Annotated in this window: 5 protein-coding genes; all 5 read left to right on the top strand. The window is 42.8% G+C overall.

The features are described 5' to 3' along the window. The coding region (locus tag BLT41_RS17480; RefSeq protein ID WP_170830366.1) for a putative sodium/potassium/calcium exchanger at positions 1-703 on the top strand (703 nt) is incomplete at its 5' end. A gap of 54 nt (positions 704-757) precedes the next feature. Next, positions 758-2,443, top strand: coding sequence for a peptidase domain-containing ABC transporter (locus BLT41_RS12565; RefSeq protein WP_092161602.1), 1,686 nt, complete (start codon positions 758-760; stop codon positions 2,441-2,443). Next, positions 2,440-2,958, top strand: a complete 519-nt coding sequence (locus BLT41_RS12560) for a bacteriohemerythrin (RefSeq protein ID WP_092161601.1) — start codon at positions 2,440-2,442, stop codon at positions 2,956-2,958. Before BLT41_RS12565 ends, BLT41_RS12560 begins: the two co-directional genes overlap by 4 nt. Further along, positions 2,951-5,068, top strand: coding sequence for a peptidase domain-containing ABC transporter (locus BLT41_RS12555; RefSeq protein ID WP_092161600.1), 2,118 nt, complete (start codon positions 2,951-2,953; stop codon positions 5,066-5,068). Before BLT41_RS12560 ends, BLT41_RS12555 begins: the two co-directional genes overlap by 8 nt. 21 nt (positions 5,069-5,089) lie before the next feature. Further along, positions 5,090-6,427 (top strand): HlyD family type I secretion periplasmic adaptor subunit, encoded by a 1,338-nt coding sequence (locus tag BLT41_RS12550; RefSeq protein ID WP_092161599.1) that lies wholly within the window; start codon positions 5,090-5,092, stop codon positions 6,425-6,427. Positions 6,428-6,802 lie beyond the last annotated feature (375 nt).

Below are 6,802 nucleotides of genomic sequence, written 5' to 3'. Positions count from 1 at the left end.
GGACGTAGATTCCGCACCAGATGAGGAACCCGCAGTAGCTCCCGAGCCCGAAGGTGAACCGGAACCCGAATCAAGCGGTGATGAAAAGCCTGGTAATCGCTGGGGACAGGTAGAAGAAGGTCCTGACCAAGGCAAGGGAGGTGGGCAGAAGTCTACTGAAACTGATTCAGATGCTACTGATGATGGAACTGCCGAATCTGGAGGCGGCAAGGGAAATCAGTGGGGCCGCGTTGAAGATGGTCCCGATCAAGGAAAGGGTGGAGATCAGGATTCTACTGAATCTGATATGGATTCCGCAGATTCTGCTGACAAGGGCGGTCCTAAGGGTAATATGGGCGTTGGTAACGGTCTGGATGAAGCTCCTCCCGGAGTGACTGAAGATCAGCCTCATTATGATGAACGGGTTGAAGGCACTGATGGAGATGATTCTCTTGAAACAGACTTTTTCCTCATGGATAGTGAAGGTGAAGATTCTGGTGGAAGCTGGACTGACATTACTGATAGTGATGGAGATCAGTCCTCGTCATCGTTTGGTGATGATAATAGTTGGACGGAGTCGGTCGAATCAGATTCTGGTAAAGGAAAAGGTAAGGGTAAAGATAAAGGTGATGATCAGAATGACGAGGATAGTTCCGATGGAGCTGACAACCTTGATGCGTTCGAAAATGAAGCTGAAGACTTCTCGGATCAGTCCGATTGGTAGTGTTGTTTTGAAATCTATATCTGTCAGTTGAACCGAAAATACAGGTAAAAATATATGGATTTATCATACTTCAAGGAAAAAAAAGGATTTATGAGCGACCTCTGGGCTATGCCTGCGTTTATTCGTAATTCCTTTGACCTGTTCCTTGCTTCTATGGGGATTAATGTCCTTTCGTTGGCTTTGCCAATAGTTCTGATGCAGGTTTATGACCGAATTGTCCCGACTCAGGCAACTAACACTTTGTTATGGTTGGTTGCAGGTTTTTTATGTGCTCTTTTTCTAGAGCTTATTTTGCGGTTGTGCCGTTCAACGATTACCAACTGGATGTCCTCTCGTTTTGAACATAGCCTGTCTCACGCTTGTGTCTGTCGCTGGATAAATTGTGTGTTGGAGGATTTTGAAACAGACGGGGCCGGGGTACATCTTGACCGTCTGCGTGCAGTGAATACTCTGCGTTCGTTCTATGCCGGACAGGCTTTCCAATTGATGTTGGACCTGCCGTTTGCCTTTCTTTTTCTTGCAGTGGTGTATTTTTTAGGCGGTTGGCAGGTTGCAGCCTACCTTGGTTCTGTCGCGACCCTGTTTATGATCATCACATCTTTTATTCGTAGTCGTTACAGCGTAAACAGGCTTAAGCAAAAGAGTCAGGAAGATCGCCGTTATAACTTTCTTGTCGAGGCTTTGAGCGGAATTCACGCAGTAAAAGCCCTTACCCTTGAAGAGTCCATGCTGCGTCGTCATGAACGGCTTGAGGCAGAAGGGGCGCAGTTGGATTATGATGTGATTTTTATAGGTAATTTGCCCATGAATATCGGTAATCTTTTTTCGCAAATAAACCTCTTCGGAGTCCTTTTTGTGGGCGGGAGTCTGGCAATTTCGGGTCAAATTACTCTAGGTAGCCTTGCAGCCTGTACTTTGCTCAGCGGTAGATTCTTCCAACCTTTCAGGAGTCTTGCTTCTTTCTGGGTTCGCCATGCTGATATTGAGATAGCAAAGGATCAAATCAAAAATATAGTAAATCTACGCGAAGAATATGATCTTGAAGCTCCTTGTCTACCTGAAGAAATCAAGGGGAAAGTCGTTCTGGATAACATTTCATTCAGACGTGAAAGTGATGGAACCGAAATTTTTAGCGAACTTAATATGACTGTTGAAGACGGTGATATGGTTTGCATTAACACAGAGGGGGGTAGACCCACCACGGAGCTGCTCAACATTATTTACGGTTTGAATAGTCCAGATTCCGGGCAGGTATTCATAGATGGACATGGCTTGCGTGACGTATGTCATGATAATTACAAGGGAAGGATTGAATATATTCCCCAGCACGGCACGCTTTTCAACGGAACTATTTTTGATAATCTGACTCTATTCAACCCGGCAAACAGACAGGTGGCAATGGATGCAGCCTCTCTTTTGCAACTTGATAATGTTCTTTCAGAGTTGCCCCTTGGTTATGAAACTAAGGTAGGCAACAGGCTTTATGAATTTTTACCTACTGGAGTAATTCAGCGAATCTGTCTTGCCAGAGCTTTGACTGTTCGTCCCCGGCTTATCCTGATGGATAGAGTAAATGAATCCATGGATACGGATAGTGAGCAACTTTTTTTCTGGTTAATGAGTAAGTTTAAAGGCAATTGCACCATCATAATAGCTACCGGAAATTCCACTTTATTTTCAATGGCTGATTCTGTTTACAGCCTCGAGAGTGGAAAACTTAAGAAGGAGGTGCAGCCATGATATCTGAAACAGCAGAAAGAAAAGGGCAATGGGAGATGGCATGGAAACGTTGGATTCTACAATCCGCACGAACATGGGATGATGTGGCTGGTATTATTCAGCTTATTAATATTTCTGAGATTGATCATGATCATATGTTGTTTACTCAATATGCTCTTGATTTAAATTTAATTATTCAAGCTCTTAACAATCAGGAAGCTTCTTTTGAAAATTTATATAAAGGGGATGAGATTTTTCAACGTCTTCTGGATTATGCGAAAATTCATTTTGAACATGAAAAAGTGATCATGGAACAGATGAAAAGTCCGCTCATGAAAGCCCATTTGGAACAGCACGCAATTTTCATGAAAATGATTGAAGATCATTATAAAGAGTTCAAACAGGGAAGATTGCATATTGTAAGCGGGCTAAAACTGTCTGTTCTGGATTGGTGGGTCAACCACATTAACGGGATTGATTATCAGACTTTTGTTGTGAGAAATTCTCATTCAGGTGAGGAGGTACACAATGAGTAGTGTCAGTTCTTCTCCCTTTGCTGTTCCCGGTGGATTTGGGCTTTGTATACCGCCCCTGCTTGATGCTCTTGGCTGGCGGGGAAATGATGTCCATTTGGCAGAAGCCATGCCTCATCTTTCTGAGAGTCTAGATTTGTCCGATCTTTTAAATGTTATGGCAAACCTCAAGTTCGGCAGTCGGTCCATGGCCGTGCGTTTGAACAATATTGACGATCGAACCTTGCCTTGCTTGTTTGTAGACAGTGACGGCAATGCTATGGTGTTGACCAAAAGTGATGGCTTAAATTTTCTGGCTTATATCAGAGAAAGTGAGTCTTATCAGGCTCTCAAGCCGGATACACGGATGGGTACGGCCTTCTTTTTTGATCAGGTGGACACGAGAGGGCATTCACTGCATCGGAAACAAGAAAACTGGTTCAGAAACGTTCTTGAACGGTTCAGTAAAACTTTTCAGCACGGCCTTCTTATATCTTTTCTACTCAGTGTGCTTACACTTATTATGCCTTTGTTTATAATGACCATTTATGACCAAATGCCTTTTTTTGATAACAATACCAAACTTGCTTATATTGTCGTTGGGGTCATGGTCTTTATCTTCAGTGATTTCGGGTTACGCATTATCCGGTCTGGAATGATGAGTTTTATCGGGGCACGACTGGGAAATATTGTCGGGAATGAGGTTTTTAGGCGTATTCTTTATTTGCCCCCTTCATATACCGAATCAGCTTCTATCGGCTCACAGGCTTCGCGAATCAAAGATTTTGATTCAGTCCGTGATTTTTTTTCAGGGCAGGCTTTTACTTCGCTTCTGGAGATGCCCTTTATTGTCCTGCTTCTTTTCATGATGTGGGTATTGGGAGGACCAGTGGTGTTTGTGCCACTGACGGCGATAGTTTTTTTTGCCATCCTTGCAGTTATTTACATGCCGCTTGTAAAAAGGGCGAATGCCGGTGTTGCCAAGGTCGGTGCTGCGCGGCAGGAAATTGTCATGGAGATTCTTACCAAGGTCAGGGCTATAAAATTAACCAGCACTCCTCGGATATGGGAGAAACGTTACCGTCAGCTTTCTGCTGAATGTGCAGCTCAGTCATACCGGTCCTCACAGCTGGCTTCTCAGATCAATGTGCTTACAAATACCATGATTATGGCAGCCGGAGTTTCAACAATGGCTGTTTCAGTTAATGGAGTTATTGCTGGTGAAATGACTATGGGAGCCTTGGTGGCCTCAATGATTTTGGTCTGGCGCATTCTTGCTCCTTTGAGATCCGCCTTTGTGGTCATGTTGCAGGTTGAGCGCATCAATAAAAGTGTCAAACAGGTTGACCGACTCATGAATCTGGACATTGAACAGCACTCTGAATCACTGCTTATGCTGAATCGTAAAATGCGTGGTGACATCAAGTTTTCACAAGTCTCCATCAGATATACCAGTGATGCGCATCCGGCCTTACTGGGAGTTAATTTTTCAGTTAATCATGGGGAATTTCTTGCTATTACCGGACATGACGGGGCCGGTAAATCGACAATTCTGAAATTAATCATGGGATTGTATCGTCCACAAGCAGGCATGATTACAATTAACAATACGAGTTTGCGCCAGATGGATCCGCTGCTGCTGAGGCGAACTATTGGATACACTCCGCAAGTTCCGCAATTTTTCTATGGAACAATTGCTCAGAATCTTAGACTTACTCATCCTACAGCAAGTAATGAAGAGCTCAGAAAAGCCTGTGAAATTGTTGGTGTGCTCAAGGATATCGAGTCCTTACCCAATGGGTTTGAGACCAGAATGGGGGATTACCGAATGAAACAGATGCATACGGTATTCCTTAAAAAATTGAATCTGTGCCGGTCTTTGGTTCGTCCTGCACCAATCCTTTTACTTGATGAAGTTCTTGAACGTCCCTCTTCAGAGGAAGGACTTTTTTTTATCGATATGATTAAATCTATGAAGGGGAAAACCTCTGTAATCGCTGTAACAAACCATTGCGAATACCTTCAGGCTGCTGATAAAATTCTTTGGTTGGAAAAAGGGAAAGTTAAACTTTTCGGACCAAGGGATGGAGTTCTGCCTAGTTTGCCGGATGAATATAAATCCTGTTTATTTTAATTGTATTCAAAGGAAGTAGCCATGAGCCCTGAAAACAGAAAAGTTCGCATCAATAAAAAAGATTCTCTGCATCTCTCGCAGGCATTACTGCTTGAAGAGACAGGAGTGCCGAGGCTTGTACGCTACGTCATTATTACTCTGACGCTGGTCATTGCGTCGTTTATCGGTTGGGCATCCGTTACAAAAATTGACGAAGTGGCTGTTAGCAGCGGCAAAATCATTCCTTCTGGTCATATAAAAAGGGTTCAGAGCGAAGATGGTGGAATTGTTTCAGCCATTCTGGTTCGAGATGGGGAAGCTGTTAAAAAAGGGCAGGACCTTATCATAATGGATCCGACTGTATCTGTCTCCAATTTGGATCAGCATCTTGGGAGGCTGGCTGCTCTGGATTTACGTAAAGAAAGGCTTGCTGCTTTGATTGATGGCAGAAAACCGGACTATTCAAAAGTGGATGACCGCTATAAGGATCTTGCCGCCCAGCAAAGAAGACTTCATGCGCAAAAGATTGAGTCTATGAATGCTTCGAGGGCTATCCTTAATAATCAAATAAATCAGTATAAAGCTGAACTTAGAAATCTGGACAGCAGAGAGAATACTTTGCGTCAACAAAACGATCTTTTGAAGGAAGAGTATCTATCATATGAAGGACTTTTCAAACAGGAACTGGTCGGTAAAAGTGAATACTTTGGTGTAAAAAGGCAGTTTTTACAGGTTCAGGAAAGTCTGCATCAGATTCCGGTACATCGTATTCAGGTTGGCGAAAAGCTTACTGAAAGTAAGAATAGACTTGTTAAGCTAAAAGAAGAAGCTCTTGAATCATGGATGTCCGAGCTTACGGTAGTAGAAGCTGAGGCTTCAGAGATACATGAAATAATAAAGCGATTTCAGATGGATGTATTCCAGTTGTCCGTGAAAGCACCACAGGATGGAGTAATTCATAATCTTCAGGTTAATTCGCTGGGGGAGATAGTCAAACCCGGAGAAACTGTGCTTGAACTTGTTCCTGCAGGGAAGGAGCTTATTGCCGAAGTTCATATTTCGTCACGCGACGTAGGGCATATTCAAGTGGGCCAGCCTGTGACAATAAAATTCACAGCTTATGATTTTGCCCGTTATGGCGGAGTGAAAGGTAAGTTAATTGATATTTCACCCACAACTATCGTTGGCGAAAAGGGCCGTGTTTATTACGAGGGAACAGTAACTTTAGATAAGAGTTACCTCGAAAAAAACAATCAAAAGTTGCAAGTTTTACCCGGAATGACCATTATGGCAGATATCCGAACTGGGGAAAAAACACTGATCGGTTATTTTATGAAGCCGATTTATCTATCGCTGCAGCAGTCTTTTCGTGAAAGGTAGTAGCTAATTGGAATTTTGTTCTAAGGATCAATGTCAAGTTAAGTCAAAACTTTTCAGGAATATTGAAAAGCTGCTTATTCGTTAGACGCATTAATTATACTTCATGAATAAAACAAAGCCTCGTTTCCGATTGGAAACGAGGCTTTTGAAATGGGGCCTTATAAAAAATGGTGGAGGCGGGGGCTATCGAATTGGTAATGTAAGTGTGCGGAATAGTTTGTTTTTGTATTTGGTGTAAATTGGGATACTCGTGGTTGTACTCAATTTTGAATTTTTTTAAGAAAAAATATTGAATAAGTAAAATAGACTAACTTTACCCACATAAGACAACATACCCCTGCATCCCACTTCCCCAGAACATTAAATCTTGCACTT

It is taken from the genome of Maridesulfovibrio ferrireducens, assembly GCF_900101105.1.
Taxonomy (GTDB): domain Bacteria; phylum Desulfobacterota; class Desulfovibrionia; order Desulfovibrionales; family Desulfovibrionaceae; genus Maridesulfovibrio; species Maridesulfovibrio ferrireducens.
This window is presented reverse-complemented; position numbering and strand designations above follow the sequence as displayed.